The sequence below is a fragment of the Mycobacterium innocens genome (genome assembly GCF_900566055.1).
Taxonomy (GTDB): Bacteria; Actinomycetota; Actinomycetes; order Mycobacteriales; family Mycobacteriaceae; genus Mycobacterium; species Mycobacterium innocens.
On the sequence record NZ_UPHQ01000290.1, the window covers coordinates 1 to 1047 of the forward strand.

Sequence of the window (1047 nt, forward strand, 5' to 3'; positions counted from 1 at the left end):
TGTTGACGGGCACTCGGTATGGGGTTGATCGCGTCACTCTGGATGAGGATGGGCAGTCGCTTCGTCTGCGGCGGCATGGTGACGACGAGCGGTGTCCTGGCGGGCAGCGGCAACCGCCTGATGTCGGGCCGGTCATCACGGTGACGGTGGCCAACGGAGCCAAGCCACTGGGCAGAGCCGACCGGAAACCTGGCTAGCGCCAACACGATTTGACCCCTTGCCCGGTGATGACGTGATAGACCACGCTGGTGCCTCATGTCCGCCAGAGCGCGCGATGATCATCGTCGCCACCGCCGAATCGGCCGAGCAGGCCCTGACCGACGCGACGATGCACTGCCCCCGCCGCGGATGCGCCGGCACCCTGGCGCGGTGGGGCTACGGCCTGCGTCGTCGTGTCCGTGGACTCGATTCGGGCGCGGTCGACGTGCGGCCCCGGCGGGCGCGCTGCGGCGAGTGCGGAGCCACCCAGATCCTGTTGCCAGCAGCGCTGCAGCCACGCCGCGCCGATACCACCGACGTCATCGGCACCGCGCTGGCGCGCAAAGCCGCAGGCCTGGGATACCGGCGGATCGCCGCCGCGCTTGGTCGCTCGCCCTCGACCGTGCGCCGGTGGTGCCGCCGTGCCCGTGACCGCCGACATCTCAACTGGCTGTGGCAACGCGGCGCCCAGGAACTGATCCAGCTCGACGCCGACGCATTCAACCAGCTGACCACTACCGGCAACCTGCTGCGCGACGCCCTAACCATCCTCGCCGCCGCGGCCTGGTGGACGCGCCAGCGCCTGGGCATTGCCGAACCGCCATGGAGCCTGATCGGGCTCTACACCCGCGGCCGCCTGCTGGCCCCACCCGGCTGAGGCCTCCCCGGGGCCTGGCTTTGTCGCCAGGCCCGCAGTTCGGCATGCCCGAAAACGACCGCCACCATGAACACCAACATCGCGACGCTGCCGGCACCATGACCACGACCGCGTCAGCATGCACACCAACTGCCTCTGTTCGTCCTCACCGAGAGTGACGCCGTCGTGTTCATCTTCAGTGCCGGGCAACA

The 1047-nt window shown here is 69.3% G+C and carries 2 protein-coding genes; one reads left to right on the forward strand and one right to left on the reverse strand.

Annotated elements, in window-relative coordinates; genetic code table 11:
* On the reverse strand, positions 1-206 hold a 206-nt coding region (locus EET03_RS30980), incomplete at its 3' end, for a hypothetical protein (protein WP_208649153.1).
* A gap of 68 nt (positions 207-274) precedes the next feature.
* Here EET03_RS30980 and EET03_RS27920 point away from each other — a divergent pair.
* Positions 275-856, forward strand: coding sequence for a helix-turn-helix domain-containing protein (locus EET03_RS27920; RefSeq protein WP_075543114.1), 582 nt, complete (start codon positions 275-277; stop codon positions 854-856).
* Positions 857-1047 lie beyond the last annotated feature (191 nt).

Coding starts and splice junctions, on each gene's coding strand:
- EET03_RS27920 (WP_075543114.1), top strand. CDS start 275: ATGATCATCGTCGCCACCGCCGAATCGGCCGAGCAGGCCCTGACCGAC.